This is a genomic window from Paraglaciecola sp. (genome assembly GCF_030730205.1).
GTDB lineage: Bacteria > Pseudomonadota > Gammaproteobacteria > Enterobacterales > Alteromonadaceae > Paraglaciecola.
This window is the reverse complement of the sequence record NZ_JANQVQ010000264.1, coordinates 1-4,789: the sequence shown is the minus strand read 5'-3', so window position 1 is coordinate 4,789 and position 4,789 is coordinate 1. Positions and strand designations below refer to the sequence as shown.

Below are 4,789 nucleotides of genomic sequence, written 5' to 3'. Positions count from 1 at the left end.
TCATCAGTGAAATGGAATAAGTCGCTTAGAATAAGTCGCTTAGAATAAGTCGCTTTGATCCATTAGGTGTGGACACACCTAATGGATTTTCTTATCAACTTAAGCGTGCGCGAGCTGTTCTGCTAACCAGTTGATAATGTCTTGTTTTACCTCTGCATGATTGGTTTCGTTGAGGATCTCATGACGTGCTCCTTCATATAATTTAAAGCTCAGCTGTTTTTGCCCCGCTTGCTGATAGGCTTTGGCTAAGCGTGGCAGCCCTTTGCCCATCATACCAACCGGATCATCTGTTCCACCTATCATCAAGATGGCTAAATTTGCCTGAATGTTTGCGATTGCATGAGTACCAAAGAGCGTAATCAAGCTAGCCAAAAATGCTTGCCAAAATCCACTTGAACAAGGGAAGCCACACAAAGGATCCGCAATATACTTGTCTACCTGTGTATTATCACGACTCAGCCAATCAAACTCAGTACGCACCGGTTTGAAGGCTTGGTTAAACGAGCCAAAGGATAAAAACTGCAACAAGGCGCTACGTTGGTCGCGCCCTAAACGCCAACGTTCGAAGCTAGCAACCCACTTACCCGCGCGACTTAAGGTCGGTGATTGAAAATTAGAGGCACAAAGTATCAGGCCATCAACCTTTTGCTCCGTTTGACTTAGATATGACTGTACGATAAACGAGCCCATACTGTGGCCAAATAGACAATAGGGTCTTGAGTCACACACAGCAAAGCGCACTTCATCAATATCATCCAACAGGGATTGCCAGCTTTCTGTCTCGGCTAATCGACCTAAATGTTGCTTCGCAGTCCTTCCGTGCCCGCGGTGATTATGAGCCACCACGGCATATCCCGCCGCAACTAGAGCTTGGGCAAAGTCATCATATCGCTCTGCATGCTCAGCCATACCGTGATTAATGTGAACCCATGCTTTAGCTGTTTCATTGGGCCACACAAACACTTGAATAAGATGGCCGTCTTTGGCTTGAATAGATTGGCTTTGTCTCATCATGCACCCCTTGCTAGAAATTCTAATTCAGTTTATTAAGTAATTGATGTTAGACAAAAAAATTAACAAGGTGAAGATAAAAAACGACCTGCCGGGGCAGGTCGTTTTATCAGTTTTTAAGCTAGACAGCATATTAAAATTGATAGCTTACGCCAAATCGCGCATTCAGAGGCTGACCAGTAGAAATGTTATTGTCGTTGTGAGCGGCAGGAAAATAGCTTTCATCAAAGATGTTTTCAACATTAAATTGCAGTTTAGTTGTGTCTGATAGTCTGTAATAAACAGCAGCATCGACTCGAGTAAAGTCTGGTAACTCAACGGTATTGTTTAAAGACGTATATTGCTCTGCTTGATAAATCATCCCTAAACCAAAGGCCCATTGCTCGTTTAACTGATAACGATTCCACAAAGTAAACATGGTATCAGGCACTTGCCCTAGGGTTCGGTTATCAATGTTGCTATTGACTACTCGTCCCGTCTCTTTGGCATCGAGGTGGCTGTATCCTGCATTGATTTGCCATGCGTCATTGACATAACCCACCAGTTGCAATTCGTAGCCGGTGGTCTTGGTGCCAATGATGAGTGATTTTTCAGGGTTGCTTGGATCAGATGCGGTACCATTTTCACGTCGTACATCAAAATATGCACTGGTAAAACTCAACTTATTGGTGATGTTCCATTTCATACCTATCTCACGGTTTTCAAATTCTTCTGGCGCCAATGCTTGGGTGCTCAGTGATAGATTTAAAAATTGATCACCTGAACGAGGTAAAAATGAGCGACTTAAACTTAAGTAAAAAGACACATCTTCGTTAGGTTTATATATGGCGCCTAAACGAGGAGATACTTCGGTATCGATACGGCCTAACAAGCCATTGTTTTGATCGTCACTGCCGTTGGCGATTTCTATTTGATCTTCGACATCGATATCAAAGCGATCGTAACGTAAACCAGCGACCAAAATAAACGCTGAGCTCAATTTGATTTCGTCTTGAATGAAGATCGAACTAAAGGTGACATCGGACGCACTGTCTCTAACAAAATCAGTAAACCCTACTTCCGGTATCAGCAAAGGATGACCAAAGTCGATGGTAATTTGATCATCATTGCTGTCTACAAATAATGAGTCTTTGCGATTATTCGACGAGTGTTGTTGACCGTATTCGGCCCCCACCAATACCGTGTGCTCAACACTCGCGGTATCAAACTGCCCCACAGCGTTAAACTGAGCAATAATATTTTGGCGCTCAGTGGCATCTTGGTAACCATCTAAGGTTAGCGTATTGGCTGCTTGGTCAAATGCCGCGGCGTAAATATTGCGGTAAAATTTGTCGTAATCTGAGTACTGTAATGTACCGTTAACTGACCAATTTTCTGACAATTGATGATCCAATTTGGCACGCAGTACATGAGCTTGAATGGTTGAACCATTAAGTTGTGCAGAACCAAAAAAGGTATCGTTTTGACCACTCAAGGGTGCGCCATTCGCTGAGGGAATACCACGGTCAACCGCTCTGTCGTCATCAACATATTCATAAGATAAGACAAGTTGCGTGGCACTATCAAAATGTTGTGTAAACGTTGGATTAATCGCAAAACGCTCGCCATCGTAATTTTCGCGATGATTATTCAGTTGTTCATAGAAACCATTGACTCTGAACGCTTGGTCAGTATCGATGTGCTGATTGTGATCAAGGCTAAGCTGATAACCACCAAACGTATCAAGGGCACCGTCAAGGGTGGTAAACGTGCTTTGGGTTGATGCAGTTTTAGTGACGCGATTGACGATACCGCCACCGCCGCCTCGACCAAACAAAAGTGCATTCGCCCCGCGCATAATTTCAACGCGCTCTAAGTTGTACAAGGGGCGATAATACTGCACGTCGTCTCGTAAACCATCGATAAAAAAATCAGCGGTAGTATTTTGACCACGAATGGTCATTTGATCGCGGTGTCCTTCACCCTGCCCCACTGACGCACCTGGGGTGTATTGCAAAATATCGGCAATAGAATCAAAACCCTGTTCGTGAATTTGTTCTGCACTGACCATAGTCAATGACTGAGGTACATTAACCAGTACGGTTGGCGTTTTGAGTCCATCCGCATATTCTTGACCAAAGTATGCGCCCCTAACCGTTACCCGCTCAATGTCGGCTGAAGCCGCTAAAGTCGCAGTACTGATGGCGCTTGTGGTATTGGCAATAACAGCTTGAGAATTTACTAAAAGAGCAAAAGAAACGGCACTGGAAATAACTAAAGGTTTAAACATTACGTCACAAAAATCTTTTGAAATGAGTCAATGCATTAAGTCTATTGCTTATGCAAATGATAGTCAATCTCATTAACAAGTGCGCTATAACAGTATGCTTACAAGATTTCTGCAGCAGCGGTACAAGACAACTTTAAAGCGGGTGAGAAGCCCCTTTAGCAGTCATAGAACCATTGATTAAAGGTACGCGGTTATCAGCATATAAAAAAGCCCAAGCGTTATACGCTCAGGCTGGGATGTTCAAAGCATGTTCGGCTAGCTTATTGTGTATAGTTGGCGCTTACAAAATCAGTCAATAGTTGTATATTTTGCTGCAACTGCAATTCAATTCTCTCACCAAATAATGGGAGGAGTTTGTCTAGACGATCAAACTCACTGTGCCAAATATCTCCCCACTTTTGTTCTTTTTCTCTGTCACAGGCACTCATTTTATCATCTGCAAAACAATCCCATAGTGCACCATTGGTTGATTGTGAATAACCGTCATAGCCATCTTTGCCGTTGATAGAAAAATTAGTGGCTTCGATGTAAGCGATGGGCACACCTGCACAAGCAAAGGGCGCATGATCAGACCAACCGCCAGTTGTACCCTCTGGGTATCCCGGAAACGGCGGATGCTTAGAAAATGGATTAGGCGTAAAACCGCTTTGAGCTTGTTTTAACACACTGTCGCGCAAGCTTGTATCGCTGCTGTAATACTGAGCATCACCACCGCATTTATAAGGCTCTGGATGCGCACTGTGAATATATAAGTTGTCACCACCCACTATCGTATCAAGATTGATCATACCCACAATGTTAGCTAATTCTTCTCGGCTTAATTGTTTTACATAAGCCTTAGATCCCAACAAACCAATTTCTTCAGCGCCAAAGGCAATAAAACGAATATTGACCGTTAGCATTTGGTTGCGTAAGTTATGACTTAGAGCCAACAAAGCTGCAACGCTACTGGCATTATCTGTTGCGCCCACTGAACCTTCTTTCGCGCCCGTTGAATCATAATGCGCCGCTATGATTAGGGTCTTATCTGACTGACCTTTGAGATCTACAATGATGTTTTTCGATAAGGTCTCATCGTTTATATTAAAACTACTGCTATAAGGTGATAAGCCTTGGTCTATCCATTGTTGCTCAATATAGGCTGCGGCACGTTGTTCGCCTTCTGAACCAGCTACCCTTGCTCCAATGCCTTTTTCACCAGCAAGATCTTGCAAATAATCCATAGGCTTTGGTGACTCTGCAGCCAAACTTGCGTGGCTAAACACCGTGCCAAGCACCAAAATGCTTGCCCCTAGATACGAACCCAATCCCGTCATGACGCAAAAACCTTATTTTGTTTGATTAAAACGATTTCACTCACTCAGCCTTTGCGCTGATAGGTGACACTGTATTCTGATGCGACCCTGCACAGCAAATTGTATTTGTAACGAATTGAATCACTCAATGCAGCATAGCTAATCGGCTAAGTAATATTCCACCGTTGATACGACCCTGACACTTTTTATATGG

General features: G+C 43.5%; 3 protein-coding genes. All 3 read right to left on the bottom strand.

The genetic code is table 11. From position 1 onward, the window contains the following. Positions 1–99 precede the first annotated feature (99 nt). Positions 100–1,014 (bottom strand): alpha/beta hydrolase, encoded by a 915-nt coding sequence (locus NWQ57_RS17310; protein WP_306023424.1) that lies wholly within the window; start codon positions 1,012–1,014, stop codon positions 100–102. Positions 1,015–1,144: 130 nt separating this feature from the next. Beyond that, entirely contained in the window at positions 1,145–3,280 is a 2,136-nt protein-coding gene (locus NWQ57_RS17305; protein ID WP_306023423.1) for a TonB-dependent siderophore receptor, read from the bottom strand. Between the two features lie 260 nt (positions 3,281–3,540). Next, the gene (locus NWQ57_RS17300) at positions 3,541–4,596 is read right to left on the bottom strand and encodes a M28 family metallopeptidase (RefSeq protein WP_306023422.1); all 1,056 of its coding nucleotides are present in this window, start codon (positions 4,594–4,596) and stop codon (positions 3,541–3,543) included. Positions 4,597–4,789 lie beyond the last annotated feature (193 nt).